The sequence below is a fragment of the Cobetia sp. L2A1 genome (assembly GCF_009796845.1).
Classification (GTDB): domain Bacteria; phylum Pseudomonadota; class Gammaproteobacteria; order Pseudomonadales; family Halomonadaceae; genus Cobetia.
The window spans coordinates 769099-793702 of record NZ_CP047025.1; the positions used below are offsets into that span (position 1 = coordinate 769099).

Annotated in this window: 18 protein-coding genes; 11 read left to right on the plus strand and 7 right to left on the minus strand. The window is 58.8% G+C overall.

The annotated features are described in order from the left end of the window. Positions 1-55: 55 nt before the first annotated feature. Together GQR90_RS03315 and GQR90_RS03320 are read right to left on the minus strand one after the other, a co-directional pair. Complete coding sequence (locus GQR90_RS03315) at positions 56-1555, minus strand: Na+/H+ antiporter NhaC family protein (RefSeq protein WP_158772870.1); 1500 nt, start codon at positions 1553-1555, stop codon at positions 56-58. Between the two features lie 151 nt (positions 1556-1706). Then, the gene (locus GQR90_RS03320) at positions 1707-3083 is read right to left on the minus strand and encodes a glutamine synthetase family protein (RefSeq protein WP_158772871.1); all 1377 of its coding nucleotides are present in this window, start codon (positions 3081-3083) and stop codon (positions 1707-1709) included. 264 nt (positions 3084-3347) lie between these two features. Between GQR90_RS03320 and GQR90_RS03325 the strand changes: the two genes are divergently transcribed. From GQR90_RS03325 to GQR90_RS03335, 3 genes are all read left to right on the plus strand, one after another. Further along, positions 3348-4103, plus strand: coding sequence for a gamma-glutamyl-gamma-aminobutyrate hydrolase family protein (locus GQR90_RS03325; RefSeq protein ID WP_158772872.1), 756 nt, complete (start codon positions 3348-3350; stop codon positions 4101-4103). An 80-nt stretch (positions 4104-4183) separates the two neighbouring features. Further along, positions 4184-5599 (plus strand): aspartate aminotransferase family protein, encoded by a 1416-nt coding sequence (locus GQR90_RS03330; protein WP_158772873.1) that lies wholly within the window; start codon positions 4184-4186, stop codon positions 5597-5599. Continuing rightward, positions 5596-7092, plus strand: coding sequence for an aldehyde dehydrogenase (locus GQR90_RS03335; protein WP_158772874.1), 1497 nt, complete (start codon positions 5596-5598; stop codon positions 7090-7092). Before GQR90_RS03330 ends, GQR90_RS03335 begins: the two co-directional genes overlap by 4 nt. A 91-nt stretch (positions 7093-7183) precedes the next feature. Here the strand turns inward: GQR90_RS03335 and GQR90_RS03340 are convergent, their stop codons facing one another. The 4 genes from GQR90_RS03340 to gatC form a co-directional block, all read right to left on the minus strand. Beyond that, complete coding sequence (locus GQR90_RS03340) at positions 7184-7735, minus strand: cupin domain-containing protein (RefSeq protein ID WP_158775279.1); 552 nt, start codon at positions 7733-7735, stop codon at positions 7184-7186. Positions 7736-7908: 173 nt separating this feature from the next. Beyond that, positions 7909-9363 (minus strand): Asp-tRNA(Asn)/Glu-tRNA(Gln) amidotransferase subunit GatB, encoded by a 1455-nt coding sequence (gatB, locus tag GQR90_RS03345; protein ID WP_158772875.1) that lies wholly within the window; start codon positions 9361-9363, stop codon positions 7909-7911. Then, positions 9363-10841 carry an Asp-tRNA(Asn)/Glu-tRNA(Gln) amidotransferase subunit GatA gene (gene gatA, locus GQR90_RS03350; RefSeq protein ID WP_158772876.1) on the minus strand — a complete coding sequence of 493 codons (1479 nt, stop codon included), beginning with the start codon at positions 10839-10841 and terminating at the stop codon, positions 9363-9365. Before gatA ends, gatB begins: the two co-directional genes overlap by 1 nt. 132 nt (positions 10842-10973) lie before the next feature. Continuing rightward, a complete protein-coding gene (gene gatC / locus GQR90_RS03355; protein WP_158772877.1) occupies positions 10974-11261 on the minus strand; it encodes an Asp-tRNA(Asn)/Glu-tRNA(Gln) amidotransferase subunit GatC in 288 nt (95 codons plus the stop codon). A 267-nt stretch (positions 11262-11528) separates the two neighbouring features. Here gatC and GQR90_RS03360 point away from each other — a divergent pair, with 267 nt between their 5' ends. The 7 genes from GQR90_RS03360 (at position 11529) to tldD (ending at position 22391) form a co-directional block, all read left to right on the plus strand. Next, positions 11529-12566, plus strand: coding sequence for a rod shape-determining protein (locus GQR90_RS03360; RefSeq protein ID WP_024951352.1), 1038 nt, complete (start codon positions 11529-11531; stop codon positions 12564-12566). Positions 12567-12584: 18 nt separating this feature from the next. Continuing rightward, complete coding sequence (mreC, locus tag GQR90_RS03365) at positions 12585-13595, plus strand: rod shape-determining protein MreC (protein WP_158772878.1); 1011 nt, start codon at positions 12585-12587, stop codon at positions 13593-13595. Further along, a complete protein-coding gene (mreD, locus tag GQR90_RS03370; protein WP_158772879.1) occupies positions 13595-14077 on the plus strand; it encodes a rod shape-determining protein MreD in 483 nt (160 codons plus the stop codon). Before mreC ends, mreD begins: the two co-directional genes overlap by 1 nt. 131 nt (positions 14078-14208) lie before the next feature. After that, positions 14209-14970: a Maf family protein gene (locus GQR90_RS03375; RefSeq protein WP_158772880.1), complete on the plus strand. Its 762-nt coding sequence runs from the start codon at positions 14209-14211 to the stop codon at positions 14968-14970. 130 nt (positions 14971-15100) lie between these two features. Further along, positions 15101-16564, plus strand: a complete 1464-nt coding sequence (gene rng, locus GQR90_RS03380) for a ribonuclease G (RefSeq protein ID WP_158772881.1) — start codon at positions 15101-15103, stop codon at positions 16562-16564. A gap of 152 nt (positions 16565-16716) precedes the next feature. Next, positions 16717-20934: a YhdP family phospholipid transporter gene (locus tag GQR90_RS03385; protein ID WP_158772882.1), complete on the plus strand. Its 4218-nt coding sequence runs from the start codon at positions 16717-16719 to the stop codon at positions 20932-20934. Continuing rightward, entirely contained in the window at positions 20931-22391 is a 1461-nt protein-coding gene (gene tldD, locus GQR90_RS03390) for a metalloprotease TldD (protein ID WP_158772883.1), read from the plus strand. The genes GQR90_RS03385 and tldD overlap by 4 nt, the downstream gene beginning before the upstream one ends. A gap of 139 nt (positions 22392-22530) precedes the next feature. Here tldD and yjgA read toward each other — a convergent pair whose 3' ends face one another. Then, a complete protein-coding gene (gene yjgA, locus GQR90_RS03395) occupies positions 22531-23034 on the minus strand; it encodes a ribosome biogenesis factor YjgA (protein ID WP_158772884.1) in 504 nt (167 codons plus the stop codon). A 76-nt stretch (positions 23035-23110) separates the two neighbouring features. Between yjgA and pmbA the strand changes: the two genes are divergently transcribed. Beyond that, complete coding sequence (gene pmbA, locus GQR90_RS03400; protein WP_158772885.1) at positions 23111-24490, plus strand: metalloprotease PmbA; 1380 nt, start codon at positions 23111-23113, stop codon at positions 24488-24490. Positions 24491-24604 lie beyond the last annotated feature (114 nt).

The following is a 24604-nucleotide window of genomic DNA, read 5'->3' on the forward strand; positions in this document are numbered from 1 at the left end:
GCAAGATGCCCCGTCCAGGAGGACGGGGCATCTTGCGTGTCTTCAGGCAGACAGGCTAGCCGTTGATCCAGAAGCCCAGTACCAGGAAGCCAGTGGTGGTAACGGCTGCGCCAATCATTGTGTAGGGCAGTTGAGTCAGCGCATGTTGCATGGGTTGAACACCACACCCTTGAGACGACAGTACCGAGGAATCCGAGAAGAAGCAGGCATGGCTGCCGAAGCTTGAGGCCGACAGCAGAGCCCCGACGATCAGGGGAATCGAAGCATCCATGTGTATCGCAATGGGAAGCACGATTGGGATCGAGATCACGAACACCCCCCAGGACGATCCTGTCGCAAACACCACCACTGCCATGCTGACGAACACGATGGCCGGCAGAATCGCGGGTGTCAGGTAGGGCGTCAGGCTTTCGATCATGAAGGTGGTCATGCCGAGCTGATCATTGACCTCACGCAGCACGAAACCGACGGCGACGATGGCCAGAGGCAGCATCATGGTGCGAAAGCCATCCATCACGGCATCCATCAAGGCGGCAAATGACACCAGTCGCTGGGCGAGATAGAGCAGGATGGTGAACAGTGTCGCCACGATCACGCCCTTGAGCAGGTCGATCTCGAACCAGGCACTGGCCCCGATCAGTACCGCCATCGGCAGCACGAAATTCATCAGGCCGACCCACGGGCTGGACTTCGGTGCGTCAGCTTCCGGCATCGGTTCCGGGGCGCCATCGGGTATCGGTTGGCCAGCACGTGCACGTAGCTCTGCTGCTTTCATCGGGCCAATATCCGGCATCAGGCCAATGGCGACCAGCATGGCCAGCCCCATGGCGATCCAGCCGTACAGCATGTAGGGAATAGCCTGGATATAGAGCGACATGCCATTTTCGGTGGCGCCTCCTTCCTCAAGCAGCTGGGAGAAGTACACCGCCCAGGTCGACAGCGGCACCAGAATGCAGATCGGTGCAGCGGTGGAGTCGACGATGTACGCCAGCTTCTCACGCGAGACACCAAAGCGGTCGGTGAGGCGCTTCATGGCTGCCGGCGTGGCCAGTGCATTCAGGTAGTCATCAATGAAGATGAGGATGCCCAGTATCACGGTGCCGACCAATGACTGGCGACGTGTCTTGAGCAGCCGCCCGATCATGTTGCTGAAGCTCAGCGTGCAGCCGGATTTCTCCATCATCGCGATGAAGCCGCCCATCAGGCCACAGACCAGAATCAGCCAGGCGATGGTTTCATTCATCATCACGCTCAGCGAGATATCCGCCAGCTCGCCGATGTAGTCATCAGGTTGCAGTATCAAGAGCCCGGCGAGTGCGCCAATCGCCAGAGCTTCCAACGTGCGGTGCGTTGCGATGGCTATCACAAGCACGATCAGTGACGGCATCAGGCTTATCCAGCCAAAGGGAGTGCCGGCGTCATGCGTGAAGGTGATACCCAGCACCAGTGCCAGAACGGCACCGAACATGGCAATGCTGCGGCCCTTGCCACGCACGCTGACAGAGGGGGCGAAGGCATGTGGCTTTGGAGGCGTTGGGGAGGTCGTCTGGTTCATGCCAGCCCCTCCCGCTCAAGAAGGGACGCCTGAACGGCACTGACAAGAAGTGCGTTGGCAAGAAGTGTATTGCGGATGTTGCGGGCAGCGGCTGATCTTGTGATTGTCATGTTACGAGCCCAGAGAAGTCGCGTTGGAAAGGAAGTACTGTCTAGATATGACGCAGGTACCAGTCGTATTCCATGCGGCTGATGACCTGCATGGCAGACTCACGTTCGGAGCGACGGCCTGCGATAAAGACATCCAGAAAACGTTTGCTGAAGGCGGAGTTCAGCGGTGGGCTTTCTTCCAGCAGTGTCAGTGCTTCCGACCAGCTATTGGTCAGGCTGGGCTCGAACTGGTCATAGGCATTGCCAGTGACCGGCTCACCTGGGGAAACCTTGTGTTCAATGCCGTACGCCACGGATGCCAGCAAAGTGGCCAGTAGTAGATACGGATTGACGTCTGCACCCGCAACACGATGCTCCAGGCGCCGCGCTTCATTGGGGCCGGAAGGAATGCGGATAGCGACTGAGCGATTATCGAAGCCCCAGGTCGGTGCCATCGGGACGTATAGGCCCTGCTGAAAGCGACGATAGGAGTTGAGGTTGGGGGCAAACAGCGCCATGGAGGCGGGCATCAATTCCAGCAGGCCGCCGATGGCATGGCGTAGTGTCTCGGTACCCAGCGGATTTTCATCTGCAGCCGAGAAGACATTATTGCCATCGCGATCCAGTAGGCTCATGTGGGCATGCATGCCATTACCGGCTTCATCGCCATACGGCTTGGCCATGAAGGTGGCATCGAAGCCGTGGCGCAGGGCGACGCCCTTGATGAGACGCTTGAGCAGCACCGCGCTGTCACAGGCCTTCATGACGTCATCAAGATGGATCAGGTTGATCTCGAACTGGCCCGGCGCGCACTCCTTGAGAGCAGTATCCAGTGGCAGTTGCTGAACGCGCGCCGCATTCTGGATCTCTTCAAGGAAGTCGGCGTACTCGTCCAGCTCGCCGATGGAATAGAGCTGACTCTCGGTGGCGCGCTCTCCCGTAACGGGGGAGCAGGGAGGCTGTGCCATGCCCATGTCATCACGCTCACGATCGACCAGATAGAACTCGAGCTCTAATGCCACGACAGCCTTCAGGCCCATTGCGGCCAATACATCCACCTGCTTCTGAAGCTGGTTGCGTGGATCGGCAAAGAAGGGGCCGTCCTTGTCATCACGCATGTTCATCAGTAGCTGGCCCTGCTTGCCATTGCGCAGCCAGGGGGCCGGCATCAGTGTGCCAGCAATCGGACGGCAGACCTGATCGCTATCACCTGTTTCCAGGCCCAGCCCTGTCTCTTCGATGGTATTGCCGGCGATGTCGAGGGCGAATACCGAGCCAGGCAGGTTGATTCCGGACGCGTAGGCCTTCTCGAGATTTTCGCGAGGAATACGCTTGCCGCGCTGTATACCATTGATATCGCTGATCAGCAGGTCGATGTTTTCGACCTCGGGATGACGGTCAAGAAATTCTCTGACCTCATCGGCAGGAAGGCTGTGCATGTGAATCACCTGTGAACATGAAGGGCTGTTACGTATACATATATCGTCACGACGATGAGTGTTGTCAAATAATTTACAAAATATGCGTAATGCCACATTGAGTTTTTTTGATTAAATTGGATTTAATCTCTTTAATAACAATGAATTACTGTTGTTATATGCAAATAGTTTCTTTGGCAGGTTGGCAAGGAAAGACGATCAGTCTATGTTGATAAAAACATACCAACTATCCAAGGCCTGTCAGCATGCCTTGAAGGAGATTTCATGGCACCTCGTCCCTTGGTAGGCGTTATCGCTTGTCGCCGCACTATTGAAGGCCATCCGGCGCATATGGTGACTGACAAGTATGTGAGCGCGCTGCGCGATGTGGGCCTGCAGCCGGTGATGATTCCGGTGTGGGAGGATACCGATGCCGAGTCGGCGCGTGCTCTGTTGGCGCGACTGGACGGTCTGCTGCTGACGGGTAGCTATTCCAATATGCATCCTTCGCGCTATGGCGAAGCACTGGCGCCTGAGAACACCTATGAGGATGCCGCCCGCGATGCGGCGGCCCTTCAGTGGGTACCGCTGGCGCTGGCACTGAACTTGCCACTGCTGGGGATCTGTCGTGGTTTTCAGGAGTTGAATGTCGTCTTTGGCGGTAGTCTGCATCAGGTCGTGCAGCAGGTGCCGAGCCTGATGGACCACCGCGAGCCGAAGGGCGATCAGAACGCACAGTTTGCCCCCTCGCATGCCATCACCATCGTGGCGGGCGGCCAGCTGGCGGCGCTGTATGACGCACCAGAGGCGCGCGTCAACTCGCTGCATCAACAAGGCATTGCTCGGCTGGGCGAGGGTCTGCGCGTCGAAGCGCTCGCGCCGGATGGCCTGGTGGAAGCGGTATCTGTCAGTACGGCATCCTCCTTTGCGTTGGCAGTGCAGTGGCATCCAGAGTGGAAGCCGCGCCAGCATCCCTTGTATCTCGCGATTCTTGAGGGTTTCGCTGACGCCTGTCGTGACAAGGCGGCACATGGCGAGTGATCTTCTGGCGCCAATAATCAAGCAAACGTCAGACTGGCAGTATTTACCGCCATCTCAGGCAACATCCTCCAATGAGAGACATGACCATGACCTCACCCGGCACCGCGCGTCTCAAAGCGCTGGACAGTGATCATCATTTGCATCCATTCACCGACTTCAAGGCGCTGGGTGAGGAGGGTAGTCGTATCATCACGGCTGCGTCGGGAGTGTATATCCAGGACGTTGACGGCCAGCGGATGCTTGATGGCATGGCGGGGTTGTGGTGCGTGAATCTCGGCTATGGTCGACAGGAACTGGTCGAGGCTGCCAGCCAGCAGATGACGCAATTGCCCTACTACAACACCTTCTTCAAGACCGCGCATCCGCCGGCGATCGAACTGGCAGCCGAGCTGTGTCGTCTGGCACCGGATCACATCAATCATGTCTTCTTTACGGGTTCCGGTTCCGAGGCCAATGACACCATGCTGCGGATGGTACGCCGCTTCTGGGCGCTCAAGGGCAAGCCTGAAAAACAGTGGATCATCGCGCGCAAGAATGGCTATCACGGCTCGACTGTTGCTGGCATGAGCCTGGGTGGCATGGCACCGATGCACGAGCAAGGTGGTCCCTGTGTGTCGGGCATCACGCATGTCCGTCAGCCCTATTGGTTTGGCGAAGGGCGTGAGATGGATCGTGAGGACTTCGGGAAAGCCTGCGCCGAGGCACTCGAGGAGCGCATCATCGAACTCGGGCCAGATAACGTGGCAGCCTTCCTGGCGGAGCCGGTGCAGGGCGCGGGTGGCGCGATCATGCCGCCTGACAGCTACTGGCCGGCGGTCAAGGTGGTGCTTGAGAAATACGATATTCTGCTGGTGGTCGATGAGGTCATCTGCGGCTTTGGCCGTCTGGGCGAGTGGTTTGGCAGTCAGCACTATGACCTGAAGCCGGACCTGATGCCCATCGCCAAGGGTTTATCTTCCGGCTATCTACCGATTGGCGGCGTGCTGGTGGGAGATCGTCTCGCCGAGACTCTGATTCAAGAGGGTGGTGAGTTCTATCACGGCTTTACCTACTCCGGGCATCCCGTCTGCGCGGCAGTGGCGCTCAAGACGCTTGAGATCATGCAGCGCGAGAATATCGTCGAGCGGGTGCGCGATGACCTCGGCCCCTACCTTGCCAAGTGCTGGGCAACGCTGGCGGACCATCCATTGGTGGGTGAGGCTCGCTCGCTGGGCTTGATGGGCGCACTGGAACTTGTTGCTGACAAGGCAAGCGGTGAGCGCTTTGATACGTCGCTGGCAGTCGGCAGTATGTGTCGTGATATCTGCTTTGATACCGGATTGGTGATGCGCTCGGTAGGCGACACCATGATCATCTCACCGCCGCTGGTCATCACGCATGATGAGATTGATGCACTGGTCAGCCTGGCACGTGCTGCGCTCGATGAGACAGCTCGCCATCTCGCAGCATCACATTCCTCTCCCTCACGCTCTCAACATCTGGAATCCAGCCCATGAGTCGCCCACAGACCCTGAATGACTGGCAGGCGCTTGCTGCACGCCTAACCACGACGCTGAACGATCGTGCGTTCATCAATGATGAATTCGTGGCCGCCGTCAGTGGTGAGACGTTCGAGACGATCAATCCGGCCACCGGTGAAGTGCTGGCCCATGTTGCCAGCTGTGACAAAGCCGATGCCGAGATCGCCATTCGTCATGCGCGCGCAGCCTTCAAGAGCGGTGTCTGGTCACGCATGCCGCCGGGCGAGCGCAAACGCGTACTGCTCAAGCTGGCGGACCTGCTTGAGGCGAATCAGGATGAATTGGCACTGCTGGATACCCTCGACATGGGTAAGCCGGTGACCAGTGCGCTCGATGACATGGCGGGGGCGATCGGCTCCCTCCGTCATCAGGCAGAATCCATCGACAAGCTTTACGGCGAGGTGGCTCCTACCGGGCAGCATGCACTTGGCATGGTGCTACGTGAGCCGCTGGGCGTGGTGGCGTCCATCGTGCCGTGGAACTTCCCGATGATGATGACGGCATGGAAGATAGCGCCAGCGTTGGCTGCGGGTAATAGCGTCATTCTCAAGCCATCCGAGAAGTCACCGTTGTCTGCCTTGCGTCTGGCAGAGCTGGCACGCGAAGCGGGTATTCCGCAGGGAGTCTTCCAGGTGCTGCCGGGCTTCGGGCATACCGTCGGGCGTGCACTGGCGCTGTCGATGGAGGTGGAGTGCCTGGCCTTCACCGGCTCTACGGCGGTCGGCAAGCAGTTGATGCAGTATGCGGGGCAGTCGAATCTCAAGCGGGTATATCTGGAGTGTGGCGGCAAGAGCCCCAATATCGTCTTTGCTGACTGCGCGAATCTTGATCGTGTCGCGGAAAGCGCGGCCGCTGCCATCTTCTACAACCAGGGCGAGGTCTGCATTGCAGGTTCACGCCTGCTGGTCGAGCACTCGATTCGTGAAGTGTTCGTCGAGAAGGTCGTCGCTGCGGCTGAACGGATGCAGCCGGGCAATCCATTGGACCCGAAGAGCTTCATGGGTGCCATGGTCGACAAGGCCCAGTACGAGCGCGTGATGGGCTATATCCGTCAGGGAGTTGAAGAAGGCGCTGCATTGAGAGCAGGAGGCGAGGAGGTTGCCGGGCCTGGTCTGTTCATCCGTCCGGTGGTCTTTGATGGTGTGGTGCCGACCATGACGATCGGGTGTGAGGAGATCTTCGGGCCCGTGTTGTCGGTGTTCGGCTTCGAGACGGAAGAAGAAGCCCTGGTGCTGGCCAACGATAGTGACTTCGGTCTGGCGGCGGGGTTATGGAGTCAGGACATCGATCGCATCATGCGCATGACACATCAGTTGGAGTCGGGCCAGGTGTTCGTCAACAACTGGGCGGGCGGTGATCAGACCATGCCCTTTGGTGGCGTCAAGCAGTCGGGCAATGGTCGCGACAAGTCGCACCATTCACTCGCGGAGTACACTCAGCTCAAGAGTGTCTGGATTTCGCTGTCGTGATCAGAGTTGATCTTCTGGACAGCTGAGCCGCAATAAAAAGGCCACGCAGATGCGTGGCCTTTTGTGTTTCTACGCGGTGTCGAATCTTCGCTCAGAACATGCGTGCCGGCGTGGCACAGCTGACCAGACGACATTCGACATCACCGATATTGCGAAAGCGATGCGGCACGTTGGTATCGAAATAGTAGGCTTCGCCCGCTTTGAGGACTCGTGTGTCGCCGCCAATGGTGATCTCGATCTCGCCCTCGATGATCACGCCCGCTTCTTCACCTTGATGGGTGATCATCTCGCGGCCGGTATCGCTGATCGGCGGGTAGGTCTCGACCATGAATGACAGGCCACGACTCTTGCGGTTGGCCCCCACCAGCTTGAAGACCACTTCGCCGCTACCGACATTGGTAAGCTCTTCCTCGCCATAGAACACCTTGCCGGTATTCTCGAGCTCCATGGTAAAGAAGTCCCCTACGCTCATCGGAATGGCGCCCAGAATCTTGGTCAGTGAGCTTACCGAGGGGCTGACCTTGCCCTGCTCGATCAACGACAGGCTTGAGTGAGTCACGCCACAGCGCTTGGCCAGCTCACGCTGGGAAATACCGCGCAGGGTTCTCAATGCCCGCAGGCGAGCACCGACATCATCTGCCATCAGAACATCCTTGGGGGTAGCGACGATTGACTTGGGGATGGCAATCGCTGATATGAACATGTTGGCAATCACCTGAATGATTGCCGACGGCCAGCCTCAGGATTTCCGGAGACTGGCCGTTTTACCACATATCAGGCGATGTGCAATCAGGCGATAGGCAAGGTCGCGTGGAATCAGCTGAGGCTATCCAGCTTGTCCTTCAGCACCTTGTTGACCTGCTGCGGGTTGGCGGTGCCACGCGAGGCTTTCATGACCTGACCGACGAAGAAGCCGATCATCTTGCCGCGCTTGTCGACTTCTGCTTCCTGATACTGGGTGACCTGTGCGGGATTGTCGGCAATTACCTGGTCAACCACGGCTTCGATAGCGCCGGTGTCCGTTACCTGCTTGAGGCCGCGTGACGCGATGACCTCATCTGCGGTGGTGCCTTCGCCGTCCCACAAGGCGGCAAACACCTGCTTGGCCGCCTTGCCATTGATGGTCTCGTCGACGATACGCTTGATCAGACCGCCGAGTTGCTCGGAAGAGATCGGGCTGACGCTGATATCGAGATTTTCCTTGTTGAGACGACCTGACAACTCGCCCTGCACCCAGTTGGCGGCCTGCTTGGCATCGCCACAGACATTCTTCACTTCTTCGAAGAAGTCTGCCATTTCACGGGTGCCTGACAGCACACTGGCATCGTAGGCGGACAGGCCCAGTTCGCTTTCGAAGCGCGCGCGTTTTTCGGCCGGCATTTCCGGTAGGGTGCCGCGAAGATGCTCGATATAGGCTTCATCGACTTCTACCGGCAGTAGATCCGGGCACGGGAAGTAGCGATAGTCGTTGGCTTCTTCCTTGCTGCGCATGCTGCGCGTTTCGTCAGCATCCGGATCATACAGGCGTGTTTCCTGCACGACGCGGCCGCCATCTTCTATCAGGTCAATCTGACGCTCGACCTCGAAGTGGATGGCGCGCTCGATGAAGCGGAAGGAGTTGACGTTCTTGACCTCTGCACGCGTACCATAGGCCTCCTGGCCCTTGGGGCGCACCGAGATGTTGACATCACAGCGCAGCGAACCTTCGGCCATGTTGCCATCGGAAATACCGAGATAGGTCACGATGGCATGTATCGCCCGGACGTAAGCCACGGCTTCCTTGGCAGAGCGCAGATCCGGCTCGGAGACAATCTCCAGCAGCGGCGTGCCAGCACGGTTGAGGTCGATGCCCGTCATGCCCTGGAAGTCTTCGTGCAACGACTTGCCAGCGTCTTCCTCAAGGTGCGCGTGGTGGATGCGGATCGACTTGCGAGTGCCGTCTTCCAGCAGAATCTCGAGCACGCCCGGACCGACGATGGGCTGAGACATCTGGCTGGTCTGATAGCCCTTGGGCAGATCAGGGTAGAAGTAGTTCTTGCGCTCGAAGACCGAGTGGCCGGCAACGGCAGCATTGACCGCGAGGCCAAAGCGCACGGCCATGGCCACGGCTTGCTCGTTGAGTACCGGCAGCGTGCCCGGCAGGCCGAGATCGACGGCGCTGGCCTGGGTATTGGGCTCGGCACCATAGGTGGTGGACGAGCCGGAGAAGATTTTCGACTGAGTGGCGAGCTGAGCGTGAACCTCAAGCCCGATTACGACTTCCCATTGCATCAGGCGTGCTCCTGTCCGAATTCCGGGCGCTGGCGGTGCCAGTCGGTGAGTTGCTGGAACTGGTGCGCGACACCCAGCAGTGTTTGCTCGCCGAAGTGCGGGCCGAGAATCTGCAGACCTACCGGACGCTTGCCTGCCAGTCCGGCGGGCACGCTGATGCCCGGAATACCCGCCAGATTGATGGCGATGGTATAGAGGTCCTGCAGGTACATGGACAGCGGGTCCTTGTGTGCGCCGAGATCAAACGCCGGTGTTGGCGCTGCCGGGCCCATCAGCACATCGACTTGGTCGAAGGCATCGAGGAAGTCCTGGCGAATCAGACGACGCACCTTCTGTGCCTTGATGTAGTAGGCATCGAAGAAGCCTTCGGACAGGGTGTGAGTGCCGATCAGAATGCGACGCTTCACCTCGTCACCGAAACCTTCCTCGCGAGTGCGCTTGTAGAGATCTTCCAGGTCTTTCGGGTCAGCACAGCGATGGCCGAAGCGCACGCCGTCGTAACGCGACAGATTGGAAGACGCCTCGGCCGGTGCGATGACGTAATAGGTCGGGATGGCCAGATGGGTATGCGGCAGTGAGATTTCCTGCACGCTGGCACCAGCATCCTCGAAAACCTTGATCGCGGCGCGAACGGAAGCTTCGACTTCCGGCGTCAGACCTTCACCGAAATATTCCTTCGGCAGGCCAATCTTCAGGCCCTTGAGGCTGTACTTCAGTCCCTCGACATAATCCGGCACGCCACGCACGACGCTGGTGGAGTCACGCGGGTCCGCCCCGGCGATCACGTTCATCAGGCGTGCACAGTCTTCAGCACTGCGGGCCATCGGGCCGCCCTGATCCAGGCTCGAGGCATAGGCAATCATGCCATAGCGTGAGACACGGCCGTAGGTAGGCTTGAGGCCCGTGATGCCGCAGAAGGCAGCCGGCTGACGGATGGAACCGCCAGTGTCGGTACCCAGCGCGGCCGGAGCCAAGCCTGCTGCCACGGCAGCAGCACTGCCACCGGAGCTGCCACCGGGAACAGCGGTCAGATCCCACGGGTTCTTGACCGGCCCGTAGTAGCTGTTCTCGTTTGATGAGCCCATCGCGAACTCATCAAGGTTGGTCTTGCCCAGCATCACCACACCTTCCGCGCGCAGCTTTTCGATCACCGTGGCGTCGTAGGGCGAGATGAAGTTGTCGAGCATCTTCGAGCCGCAGCTGGTGCGAACGCCTTCGGTGCAGAAGATGTCCTTGATGGCCATCGGCACGCCGGTCAGCGGTGCCGCCTTGCCAGCCGCGCGGCGGGCATCAGCAGCATCTGCGTCACGCAGAGCCTCTTCTCGGCACACGGTGATAAAGCTATTGAGCTCGCCGTCGAGGCGCTCGATGCGCGCCAGGAAGACTTCCGTCAGCTCGCGGCTGGTGTATTCGCCGGCCTCAAGGCCTTGCGCCAGCTCGCTAAGCGTCTTGTCATGGAGTGCTATGGACGATGACATGTTCGATTCCATCAGTGCTAGCACTGCAACAAGGCAGTGCCGGCATAAATTCCGGGGCGGACGTGAGGCGTGCCGCGTGATGTTGAGCAGGCGTCATACACCGATGAAAAGCCATCGGGTACATGCATACGTTCACTCGACGACGCGCGGAACCAGGTATAGCCCCTGTTCGGTGACCGGGGCTACCTGTTGGAAGTGTTCGCGCTGATTCGACTCGGTGACTTCGTCGGCGCGAAGACGCTGGGTAGCTTCCAATGGGTGTGCCAGCGGCTCGATGCCATCGGTATTGACCTGTTGCAACTGGTCGACCATCGAGAGAATCTGGTTGAGATCCTCGACGTAGGCTTCGGCATCCTGCGAGGCAAGACCCAGGCGTGCGAGGTGAGCAGCACGCAGCACATCTGAATGTTCAAGGGCCATGAAGTTTCCCTGTCTTGGCTTCGAGAGGCTTTGAGATGAATTTCTGCGCATTTTATTCAATTAAATGCGACGATTCGTCATCTGGTGAACAACGCAACGACAGTTATGTGGCAACCTATGGTTTAGCGCGTTGTCACAGTGTTATCCGTTGTGAAATGTACCACATCTGCGTCGCTCTGGCAGGCGTGTCAGCTTGCCGCCATGGGGTGGCAATGGTACCGTTCGCGTCTGCACAGGGTTCCGGTCTGGACTAGGTGATCAACTTCCATGTTTAAACGTTTACGTGGGCTGTTCTCGAGCGATCTTTCGATCGATCTGGGTACCGCTAACACGCTTATTTATGTGCGCGGTCGCGGTATCGTGCTCGACGAGCCTTCTGTTGTGGCCATTCGCCAATCCGGGAATACACGCAGCGTGGCGGCCGTCGGCGCCGATGCCAAGCGCATGCTGGGGCGTACCCCCGGCAATATCACGGCCATTCGCCCGATGAAGGACGGCGTCATTGCCGACTTTACCGTCACCGAGCAGATGCTCCAGCATTTCATTCGCAAGGTGCATCAGAGCACCTTCCTGACCCCCAGCCCTCGCGTGCTGGTGTGTGTGCCGTGCATGTCGACCCAGGTCGAGCGGCGCGCCATCAAGGAATCGGCCGAGGGTGCCGGTGCACGTGAGGTCTATCTGATCGAGGAGCCGATGGCTGCCGCGATCGGTGCCGGCTTGCCGGTCGAGGAAGCCATGGGGTCGATGGTGGTGGATATCGGTGGTGGTACCACTGAAATCGCCATCATCTCGCTCAATGGCGTGGTCTACTCCGAGTCAGTGCGTATCGGTGGTGACCGCTTCGACGAAGCCATTACCTCCTATGTGCGTCGTCATTATGGCAGCTTGATCGGTGAAGCGACTGCCGAGCGCATCAAGGAAGAGATCGGCTGTGCCTATCCGGGTGGCGAACTGCGCGAGATCGATGTGCGCGGTCGTAACCTGGCGGAAGGCATCCCGCGCTCCTTCACGCTCAATTCCCACGAGATTCTCGATGCATTGCAGGAACCGCTGGCGGCTATCGTCTCCGTGGTGAAGAGCGCACTCGAGCAGTCACCGCCGGAGCTGGCATCCGACATCGCCGAGCGCGGTCTGGTGCTGACGGGTGGTGGCGCACTGCTGCGCGATATCGACAAGTTGATCGCGGAAGAGACGGGGCTGCCGGTCATCATCGCCGAAGATCCGCTGACCTGCGTGGCGCGTGGTGGTGGCAAGGCGCTGGAAATGATCGATCAGCACACCTTCGAGTTGCTGTCGAGCGATTGACCTCGTCCGGGGCCGGGCATGCTGTGTGCTGTATGGCTGGTCCCGGCCCGTGGAGGAAGTGCTATCAAACCCCTGTTCACGCGTGGCCCCGTGCCCGGCTATCGCATGCTGCTGTGTGCGGTGCTGTCGTTCGCGTTGATGTTTGCCGAAAACCGCTTCAGCTGGATGGTCGACGTGCGTGCCAGCATGGCGACACTGGTTTCCCCTGTGCAGTGGGTTGTCAGTCTGCCAACCGAAGGCCTCAGCTGGGGCGCGCTGGTGTTTGCTGACCAGCAGGAGCTTGCCAACGAGAATCGGGCGCTGCGTGAGCAGCTGCTCAATCTGTCTAGCCGTGTGCAACGCATGGCGAGTCTGTCCACTGAGAACGCGCGCCTGCGTGAGCTACTCAATGCTGGGCAGCGTAGTGATGTCCCCTATATCACCTCCCAGCTTTTGACGCTTGATGCTGACCCGTTCTCTCATCGCATGGTCGTAGACCGTGGTGAACAGGATGGTGTACGGATTGGCCTGCCGGTGCTGGATGCCTATGGTCTGGTGGGTCAGGTCATTTCCACTTCTGCCTATAACAGTCGCGTGCTGATGATCAGTGATGCGAGTCATGCTGTGCCAGTTGAAGTGAATCGCAATGGCCTGCGCTTCATCGCGCAGGGTAGCGGCAAGATTGATCAGGTAACCGTGCTGCACGTGCCGGACACCGCCGATATTCGCGTTGGCGACTTGTTGGTGACGTCTGGTCTTGCATTGCGCTTTCCGCGTGGGCTTCCGGTGGCACGTGTCACCGAGGTCTACCATGACCCCGGAAAACCGTTTGCCCGCGTCAGCGCTGAACCGATTGCCCAGCTTGAGCGCTCGCGTAACTTCCTGATCCAGATGCCGCCGGCAATCGATGTAGACAACCTCTATGTAGGCGACAGTCTCGATGAGTTGCCGCGCGATAATGTCGCTGCACCAAAAGAAGCGGAGGCAACGTCGGCAGAAGAGGCAACCGAAGCACAGGCAGCTGCCGAAGCTGATGGGGAGAACAACTGATGGCTTTTCGTCCCCAGACCACCTTGTTGTGCTGGTTTTCATTACTGCTCGCACTGTGTCTGCAGGTGATGCCATTACCGGATGCCTGGTTGATCTGGCGTCCGCAATGGCTAGGCCTGATGCTGGTCTACTGGTGTATCGTTTCGCCGCAGAGTGTCGGGGTCATCCATGGATTTACCTTTGGTCTGGCACTGGATGTTCTGCAAGGCGCGCCGCTGGGTCACAATGCGCTGGTGTTGTCGCTGACAGCCTTCATGGGGGTACTGCTCTATCAGCGGATACGTGCCTATTCGTTGTTGCAGCAGGCCTTTCTGATCATCGTAGTGCTGGGGATTGCTCAGCTGGTCGACCAGTGGCTAAGAAGTATCTTTGGTGCTGGCCCCGTGAATCTCTCCTTCCTGCTATCAGCAGTGATTGGTGGCGCATTGTGGCCGTGGCTCTATACCTTGCTCCAGATGCTACGCCGTCGATTGACGGCCTGATGCTGCTGTGATGTTTCTAGTCTGATGAAAAGCCGCCCATGGGCGGCTTTTTGCTGTCTGTCATGTTCAATTCAAGCGGCTCACGCAAGCTGTCTCGCGAATTCCCCATTCCCTCTCTTGGTGAGGTGTGCATGTCACATGATGTTCCTGTCCCCAGCCTTGGTGCTGGCTTGAGTTCACATTCACGTTCAAGCGTCTCAGCAGAGGCTTCCTCCTCATCGCCGCCATTGATATTGGCCTCAGGTTCACCACGCCGTCGTGATCTGCTGGCCAGCATCGGTGTGCCCTGTGTGGTCGCACCAGCGGATATCGATGAATCACCATGGGTGGGCGAGTCACCGGAGCATTATGTGTTGCGTATGGCGCGCGAAAAGGCACAGGCCGGCTATCGTGCCCAGCTGGACTGGCGCGGAAGCCACGCACGATCGCCTACTGGCATCGTGGTGTTGGGCGCCGATACGGCATTGGCGCTCGAAGGCAGGATTCTGGGCAAGCCGCGCGATGAAGCCGATGCGCGTGAGATGCTGCTGGGGCTTTCCGGGCGTAGCCATCAGGTATTGAGTGGCATTGCGCTATGTTATGGCCCGTTGGTGGGCGAGCACATGGAAGAAGGGGGAGGTAGCGCAAAGGGCGAGGAAGGCAGCTTGCAGATGCACTGCGAGGCTGAACTGGTTGAGAGTCGCGTCACCTTTCGCACCATTACACCGGAGGAGGTTGCGCGTTATTGGGCAACCGGCGAACCAGCCGACAAGGCCGGTGGTTATGCGATTCAAGGGTTGGGCGCTGTGTTCGTCAGCCATCTGCAGGGCAGCTACAGCGCGGTGGTGGGGCTCCCGCTACACGAAACATCACGAATGCTGATGGCGCAGGGCATAGGTTGCTGGCAGGACTGATGTGTGCCGTCGTTCTGTAGTTGGTGGATAGAAAATAGGTACTCAAGAAATTCCTTAGTCGATAGATCACAGCCGGGGCCTGCCTTGCTATGTCATAATCGCAAGCAACGACTTTACAAGGACTTGCGCTATGAGCGGCGAGGTATTGATCAACCTGACACCGATGGAGACCCGCGTAGCGGTTGTCGAAAATGGTGTCCTGCAGGAAGCGTTCATCGAACGCAGTGGACGACGTGGCATCGTCGGTAATATCTACCGTGGCAAGGTCGTGCGAGTGCTGCCGGGCATGCAAGCCGCTTTTGTCGATATTGGTCTCGAACGTGCTGCCTTCATTCATGCTCAAGAGGTGATGCCGGCCCATACGCCACATGATGAGCAGCGCTCGATTCGTGATCTGCTGAGCGAAGGTCAATCACTGGTGGTTCAGGTCACCAAGGACCCTATCGGCACCAAGGGCGCGCGGCTGACGACGCATCTTTCCGTGCCGTCGCGTTACCTGGTGTATATGCCGGATTCTCCGCACACCGGAGTGTCACAGCGGATTGAAAGCGATGCCGAGCGGGATCGTCTCAAGGAGATGACCGAGCGCTGCCTGATGGCACTTGATCCTGATGCGCCCGGTGGCTTTATCTTGCGAACCGCTGCGGAAGGTATCAGCGAGGCGGAGCTCAAGCAGGATATGCACTTCCTGTTGCGGTTATGGCGCAAAGTCAGTGAGCGTCGCCTGACTGCTGCTGTGCCGAGCGCGATCTACGATGACTTGCCGCTATTCATGCGGACTCTGCGCGATGTCATGCGTGACGAGATTGAACGCGTGCGTATCGACTCTCGTGAGAATTTTGTGCGGCTCAAGGAGTTCGCCAGCGAATTCATGCCGGACATGGAAAGCCGTATCGAGTACTACCCTGGTGAGCGGCCGATCTTTGATCTGTTCAGTGTCGAGGATGAGCTGCACAAGGCGATGGGGCGCAAGGTCCAGCTGAAGAGTGGTGGCTACCTCGTCATCGACCAGACAGAAGCGATGACGACCATCGACGTCAACACGGGCGGCTTTGTCGGGCATCGCAATCTTGAAGAGACCATTTTCAAGACCAACCTCGAAGCCGCAACTGCCATCGCCCGCCAGCTTCGACTGCGTAATCTTGGTGGCATCATCATCATCGACTTCATCGACATGGAAGAGACCGAGCATCAGCGCCAGGTGCTGCGCGTGCTCGAGAAGTCGCTGGAGCGTGATCATGCCAAGAACAAGATGACCGGCGTCACCGAACTTGGCTTGGTACAGCTGACTCGCAAGCGCACCCGTGAGAGTCTTGAGCAAGTCCTGTGTGAAGCCTGCCCGACCTGCCAGGGCCGCGGCACGCTTAAAACGCCCGAAACGATCTGCTACGAAATCTTCCGCGAGATCATGCGTGAAGAGCGTGCCTATAGTCCGGATACCTACATGGTGCTGGCGTCCCAGAATGTCGTGGATCGCCTGTTGGATGAGGATTCTGCCTCGGTGGCAGATCTTGAAAGCTTTATCGGCAAGACCATCCGTTTTCAGGTCGAAACGCATTACACTCAAGAGCAATATGACATTGTTCTCATGTGATGGAGTGTCGGTATCTGCGACTCGATACTGAAACGTTCGATGCTCGGGCGCTGGTCATTGCAGTGCCCGAGCAATGTGTTATCCGTCGAATGGCAACATGTGCTGCTTAAGGTAAGGGCATTGTTCATCCTGGCCTGTTCGGAGATTTGCAAGTGACCCGTCCTACCCCCGATGAAGTGGCACCGCAAGGCGCTGACGAAGCTTCGTCCTCTCTTTCCAAGACGTCTCCCTCGTATAAACGGCGCGGGTGGGGCGCCTTGCTGATGGCGATCGCCATCCTGTTGGCACTGCTGGCGATACTGATAGGCGGCCTGCGTGGGTGGTTGATCACGCTGGATACCCGTGAAGACTCGATCAGCGAATTCATTGCCGCGCAGACCAACACCAATGTTGGTCTTTCCTCTATCGCCGGGCGAATGGATTATCTCGATCCGGCGGTGATGTTCTCTGGACTCAACCTCTTCCGTCCCAGCGAGATGGATGCAGCGCCACTGTTGAGTATTGGCAGTCTGGATGCTCGCCTCGATGTTCTTTCCTCTCTACGCCATCTGGCTCCCGTCTTTGATCGTGCGACGGCCACGGGTGTCGTGCTTCATCTCTATCAGCGTGATGACGGTAGCTGGGGGTGGCCGGGCCCGCCGCGCCCCCCGGAGGTGCTTGAGCCAGAAGGGCAGATAAGTCTTGATGACATGGAACAGGGGGTGGCGCTGCTCGCACGTCAACGTGTGCGTCTCGAAGATGTCCGGCTGGTGCTGCATGGTCGCAATGACACCCTCAATCTGAATGCCGCCGAATTGTTGCTGTCCGGTCAGGGGGATCGTGCTCATATCGAGGGGCAGGTGCGGGTGGGGGAAGCCTTGCAAGCAGGCGCGAGCGTCGTGCTGGATGTCGTGCCGGGACAGCAAGGGCTGGCCGATTATTCGGCGCAATTGCAGATGGAGCTGGATGCAGGAGCGTTGGCCAGTGTCGGGCGACTGATGGGCGAGCGCGATAGCCTGATGCTGAGTGATGCTGATGGTAATGCGACGGTATGGGCGCGTTGGCGCAAGGCACGTTTGGAAGATGCGCGTCTGCGCCTTGATATCAACCGGCTGACACTCGATCACGATGGTACTCAGTTGGCACTCAAGAACATCCATGCCCGTGGACAGTGGTTGCGCGACATGGCGGGGGGGGATCGCTGGCAAGCCTGGTTGAATCAGCTCTCGATAGGGGCTCAGCAACTCGACGATCCTGTCACGTCAGTCGAGGCGATGGCCGACAAGACCAGTGAGGCTGTAGTGCCACAGGCTGGTGATAGCAGCAATGCCAGTGCCGCCAGTCTGCCCGAGCGCATGGCCTTGTCGGGCAATCTTGCCGATGGCAGTGTGTCACTGACCACCAGTGGCTTTGATCTCGAGCGCGTCGCACGCTGGCGTCATGTACTGGCACTGGGCGAGCTGGGTGGCATTCTCGATGCGCTCTCGCCACGAGGTTTCGCCACCGGCCTATCGCTTGAGTTGGGCAACATTGGCCATGATGAGCCAATGTCGATGCAGTTGGCGCTGGGGCTTGAGCAGACCGAAGTAGATGCTTGGCAGGGCGCCCCGGGCGTCGGACCGCTCACGGCATGGGTCACGGCAGAAAGTCGTGATGAAGGTGGTGTTGCAGGCAGCGTCGTCTTCGCTGGTGCTCCCGGCATGCGCTTTCATTTTCCGGAGGTCTTCGGTGATAGCTGGTCGCTACAGTCTGCAAGTGGCGCTGTTGACTGGCAGGTTGACGATGCTGGCAGCAGTATCAGTGGTCGTGATCTTCACATTCAGCGTGATGGTGCCAGCGTGTCGGGTAGTTTCGGGTTACAGATTCCTGCCAATGCCGCTGATCGCTTCCAGCTTGATCTCGACATGCGTGATGTCGATGCCCGCACTCTCCCACTCGCGCAATGGTTGCCGATGAAGGTGCTCGATCCATCACTGACACAATGGTTGACGCGTGACGTGGCGGGTCGCATGTCGCGAGGACGTCTGCACCTGAGCCAGGTGTGGGATGACAGTAATGACGGTAAGGAAAGCGAAGGCTACGGCCCTGATGAAGCGCTGGATCTCGAGCTTGCCATCGCGGATGGCAGGCTCGGTTATGCCGAAGGCTGGCCAGCACTTGAAGGCCTTGAGGGCACACTCGCACTGCACAATGATCAGCTGGATGGCACGGTCACTGCGGCACATTCTCAGCCGACAACTCCATTGGGCAAGGCTGCACTCATGGCAGTTACTCAGGCTGATATCGAGATGCGCGACGATGTGCTCGGTATTACGGGTAATGTGACAGGTAGTGTTCAGGCACTCTTTGATCTACTGGGCCATGCACCGCTCGAGGAGACTTCTGAGCTGCTACGGGAATGGCAGGGCAGCGGTTCATTGAGTGCTGGCCTGGATATTCGCGTACCGCTTGATGATGCAGAGCAGAGTCGAGTAGCGGTCAAGGGTGACGTTGGTGAGAGTGCTCCGGCAGCGCTTACCTTCCCTGGCCCTGATATTGCGATTGAGAGTATCCGTGGGCCGCTGAACTTCCTGCATGATCCGGCGAAGCCTGAGGGTCAACAAGAACAGCTGACGGGGGCCTTGACCGGTAAGCTGTTTGGCGGTGCGGTGAAGGCTGCGCTCAATATTGGTCAGTCGGATTCGTCTACCAAGGGCGCGGTGATCTTCTCCGGCCTTGCACCCTTGGCGCCTGTACTTGAATGGCTAGGTGCGCCAGCTTCTCTGTTGGGCGATGCTGCACAGAATACGCAACAGGCGCTTGAGACTGGCAACACACCGCGTGCGTTGGGGGGTGAATTCAAGTACCAGGCGCGCTTGATGCTACCGGACAGTGGCGCACGTTTGATGCTTTCAAGCGATCTCACTGGCGTTGCCATCAATCTTCCGGAGCCCTTTGGCAAGGCGCGTGATGCTGCCGTACCGCTGGACGTTGATGTAGGGTTGGCTGAGGGTGGCGGTGACGTTACGCTGGCCAATCGAGCGCGAGCGCGTTGGCGTGGAGGGAATTCGCGTGATGATGGCAGCAAGGTACCGATGACGGGTCAGCTCTGGCTTGAGCGCTGGCCGAGTCAGCCGCAGTGGCCAACGCGCAGTGGCTGGGACGTTGCCTGGCGCAATCCCATGCTGGCACCTGAACGCTGGAAGCCATGGCTCGGCGCACTCTCGGGCGATAGCGCTTCGTCGCAGAGTGATACCGACGGTGGCGAGTCTCTGCGGGCACTCAACCGTCTGCGTGTCGCCACTGACTGTCTGATGATTCAAGACCGCTGCACAGGCCCGATGACGCTGGAAGCGACACCACGCCAACGCTCACAACAGCAAGCGCTGGGGCTTGCCGTGACGCTTGATGGCCAACTGGCCAGTGGTGAATTGGTCTGGCAATCAAGTGCCGCGCAGCCGCTGAAGGTGGATCTCGATACGTTGAATCTTGATGCTTTATGGCCGGCTGACGAGGAAGAAGAGGTGGCTAGCCTCCCGAACAACTTCACCGAGGCAGTAGAAACGGGCATTGAGCCGACGCCTTATCCTGCTGCGCTGGCGGATCTTCCTGCTGGCAGCCTGCGATTGGCAAATCTGATCTGGGGTGAACAGCAGCTGGGCCCGATCAGTGCCGAGTGGCAGTCTGATCAAAATCGCTTGGCAGTCTCGCCACTGTCCATGACGCTCGGCAAGATTACCGCGCAGGGCAGCGTGACCTGGGAGGATGCCGGCACCAACAGTCTGACCCGGGCACGTCTGTCTGCTGATGGCAGTGATCTGGGCGATCTGCTGGTACGTCTCTCTCAGCCGCGGGGAATAGAGGCGGAACGTGCCCGTGCCGAGGTCAAGCTTGCCTGGCCGGGAGCGCCGCAGGACTTCGCACTGTCACGCTCCAATGGGCGTGTCGAGGTCAAGTTGGACAAGGGGCGCTTCATGAATCTCGGGTCGGCTTCCGCGCGTCTGCTGGGGCTGGTCAATGTGGATAATCTGCTGCGCCGGCTGTCATTGGATTTCTCGGATGTTACCGACAAGGGAACGGCCTTTGACAAGGTGCGCGGTGCAGCGACGCTTTATGATGGGCGTCTGGAAAGTGATGGCCCCTTGCGCATCGAAGCGCCGTCCACCACCGTGACACTCAATGGGCAGGTAGACCTGCTTCGCGGTACCCTTGATCAACGCATGGCCATCACAGTGCCGGTCAGCCAGAACCTTCCGCTGGCCGCCGTGTTGGTAGGCGCTCCCGCCGTGGGCGGTGCGCTTTTCGTGGCCGACAAGATCTTCGGTCGCTTCATCGACAAGGTGACGCAAATTCACTATCGGGTAACTGGCCCCTGGGGCGACCCGAAAATTACTCTGGAAAGTGCCGAATGACGCAAATTGCGAGTTCCGGTCGTGTGCTGGACGATGCCGCGGCCCTGTTGCTGACGCCCGGTGGGCTTAGCCTGGACGATCTTGATGCTGGTCTGGCCCATGCGATGGGCCCGGGCACTGATTATGCCGACCTGTATTTCCAGCGTATCTGGCAGGAAAGCTGGGTGTTGGAAGATGGCGTCGTCAAGGATGCCAGCTACAACATTGACGGCGGCGTAGGCGTACGTTCATTGGCTGGCGAGAAGACAGGCTTTGCCTACTCCAACCAGATTGATGCGGCAGCGCTGGCCGATACCGGTCGCACCGCAGCGGGTATCTCACGCAGTGGTAGCAGCGGCTCCGTCGCGCGCTCCATCATCACTGAAGCACCGGCCTTCTATGCGGGTATCGATCCGCTGAATGGGTTGAGTGCTGAAGAAAAGATCGCGCTGCTCAAGGAGGCAGACCGCATTGCGCGTAGTCTTGATCCCTCTATCACACAAGTCTCGGCCTCACTGTCGGCACTGTATGAAGTGATCATGGTGCGTGCCAGCGATGGTACCTTGGCGGCTGATTTACGCCCGTTGGTACGTTTCAACATCAGTGTGATCGCGGTGCGTAACGGTCGCCGCGAGCGCGGCAGTGCCGGTGGCGGTGGACGCTTCCCCTTGACTCGTCTGCGTGATGAGAATGTCGCCGAGCGCTATGCCCGTGAGGCGGTGCGTCAGGCATTGGTCAATCTGGAGGCTATCGATGCGCCTGCTGGCCAGATGCCTGTCGTATTGGGTAATGGCTGGCCAGGCGTCCTGTTGCATGAGGCCGTCGGTCATGGTCTGGAAGGCGACTTCAACCGCAAGGGCAGCTCGGCCTTCTCCGGTCGCATGGGTGAGCAGGTTGCCTCGCGCGGTGTCACGGTGGTCGATGATGCCACGTTGGCTGATCGACGCGGCTCGCTGTCTGTCGATGATGAGGGTACGCCGGGTCAGTACACGCCGCTGATTGAAGACGGCATCCTCACCGGTTATATGCAGGACAAGCTCAATGCCCGTCTGATGGGCATGGCGCCGACCGGTAATGCGCGTCGTGAGTCCTTCGCACATCTGCCGATGCCGCGCATGACCAATACCTACATGCTGGGAGGCGATCGCGATCCGCAGGAAATCATCAAGAGCGTCAAGCGCGGTCTCTATGCCGTCAGCTTCGGCGGCGGGCAGGTCGATATCACCTCCGGGCGCTTCGTATTCTCCGCCAGTGAGGCCTACCTGATCGAAGACGGCAAGGTGACCACGCCAGTCAAGGGAGCGACCTTGATCGGTAACGGGCCGGAAGCGATGGGGCGTGTCTCGATGATCGGCAACGATCTAGCGCTGGATACCGGTGTCGGTGTCTGTGGCAAGGATGGCCAGTCAATCCCGGTAGGCGTGGGCCAGCCAACTCTCAAGCTTGATGAGCTGACGGTCGGTGGTACTCAGTCCTGATGGCGCGAATCGCCCTGGACTGAGAGTGGCCGGCAGGCCAGGCGTGCCAAGTGCCTTTGGTGACGTCAGATACGACAACGCCGCAGTGGATGACCACTGCGGCGTTGATGTCGCGATACATGCTGGACGTGCGCCGTTATTACAGATCGAGCTCGGCACGTAGCAGCTTGAAGAGCTTTTTAGAGCTAGTAGGCTCCTTGCCTGCATCACGCTCGGCACGTGCATTGCGGATCAGCTGACGCAGTGCCTGACGGTCTACGTGAGGATAATCCTCGACGAAGATCACGAAGGCCTCGTCATCGTCGAGCAGACGGTCACGCCAGCGATCAAGACGCTGGAAGGATGCATCACGACGCACATTTTGCTGCTCCATGGCCTGGAAGACGGCACGAACGGCATCGAGATCTTCCTTGCGCATCAGCTTGCCGACGTACTGCATGTGACGACGCAGTCCTTCGTGACTACGAATACGGTGAGATTCGTCGATGGCGGCCAGCATGTCATCAGAGAGCGGGAACTTGTCGCGCTGACCGGCCGGCAGTTCAATGATCTGCTTGCCCAGTGCCTGCAGTTCGATCATTTCACGCTTCAACTGGGATTTGCTGGGACGCTCGGCGAGCTCCACAGGTCTTTCTTTACGCATGCCAATTCCAACGAGTCGGGGAAATTTGCGGCAGTATAGCACTGCCAGCGCTCCGTCTCCTCAGAAGGAGAACATCATGAGCCAGGCCTTTGATGCCGTTGCTCAGCAACAACTGCTCGAGCGTCGTGTCAGCGAAGCTCTTGAGCTGGCCCGTACACTGGGTGCCGACGCCTGTGAGGTCGGCGCTAGCGTCGATCAAGGCGTGAGTATTTCTGTACGTGATGGTGAGGTAGAAACCGTTGAACTCTCACGCGATCAAGGTATTGGCGTGACGGTATATCTCGGTAATCGCAAGGGCAGTGCCACTTCTTCGGATGCGGGGAGTGAGTCGATCAGTGCTGCCGTCGAAAAAGCGCTCTCCATTGCGCATTACACCGGTGAAGACAGCTTTGCTGGTTTGGCTCCCGCTGAGCTGATGGCGACTGACTTCCCTGACCTGGATGCGCATCATCCCTGGGCGATCAGCGTCGATGAAGCGACGGATCTGGCATTGGCCTGTGAGCGTGCCGGTTTGGCCGTCGCGGGTATCGCACAGTCAGAAGGTGCCAGCTTCTCCAGTGGTGAAGGCGTGCAGGTGTATGGCAACAGCCATGGTTTTCTCGCCAGTCAGTGCGGTAGCCGTCACTCGATGTCCTGCATGTTGATTGCCAAGGATGATCAAGGTATGCAACGTGACTATGACTACACCAGCGTGCGTAATCCGGTCGATCTGCGTTCACCGGAAGAGGTGGGGCGTGAAGCGGCGCGACGTACACTTGCGCGCATGAATGCTCGCAAGGTAACGACGGGTCGTATGCCGGTACTGTTTGATCCGCAGATGTCTGCGGGGCTGATAGGGCACTACCTATCAGCTATTGCCGGTGGCTCTCTGTATCGTGAGTCCAGCTTCCTATGCGATAGCCTTGAGCAGCCGCTCTTCCCCGACTGGCTCACCATCTGTGAGAAACCGCGTGAAGTAGGCGGTATGTCTAGCGCCGCCTTTGACAATGATGGTGTGGCGACACGTGACAACGTCTACTTTGCCGATGGGAAGGTGAAAGGCTATATGCTCAGTGCTTACAGCGCCCGCCGTTTGGGCATGGAGACCACGGGTAATGCTGGTGGCGCACGCAATATTCGCCTCAAGGCACCGCTGACCTCGCTGGAAGCGATGCTGGCCAAGATGGGGACTGGTGTACTGGTCACCGAGTTGATGGGGCAGGGCGTCAATGGCGTGACCGGCGACTACTCGCGTGGTGCGTCGGGTTTCTGGGTCGAGAATGGCCAGATCCAGCATGCTGTCGAGGAGTTCACCATTGCCGGCAATCTACGCGATATGGCAGCGAATCTGATCGCGATCGGTGATGATGTTGATACGCGAGGCAGTATTCATTGCGGTAGTTGGCTGATTGGCGACATGACAGTGGCAGGTATGTCGCAAGCAGAAGGTGAAGCAGGCGAACTTGAAGAAGAGTAAAGATTAAGGCACCAAGCAGCATCTGAGCGGTAAGCTAGGTGTGTTCGAGTCGTTCAAAAAAGGCCGCCCCGATGAGGGGGCGGCCTTTTGTCTTTCTGTCTGGCAGTGGCGTAT